A 283-nucleotide genomic window follows, 5' to 3' on the forward strand; every position below is an offset into this window, starting at 1 on the left:
CGCGCAGATGCCGTTCCTCGTTGAGGACGGGCATGATCACGGATACAGCGGGGAACCGCACGTCGGGCTTGGCGTTCATAGGGGCCTCACGTTACCGCGAACGGGGGACACCGGTGCGCGCCGCCGGGGCTCTGACGCGGGATGGAGATCGTATCGGCCTACTGTGCTCACGGATCCCACGTACGGCCTCGTCCGGAGGTGTCCCTTGGCCAGCCCGCCCCGGTCCCCGGCGCGACCCCAGCGCCGCCCGCAGCCGGCGGGGCGGCTGCGGGCGGCGCTGGGG

This window comes from Streptomyces murinus, assembly GCF_002154555.1.
In the GTDB taxonomy this organism is placed as follows: Bacteria; Actinomycetota; Actinomycetes; order Streptomycetales; family Streptomycetaceae; genus Streptomyces; species Streptomyces murinus.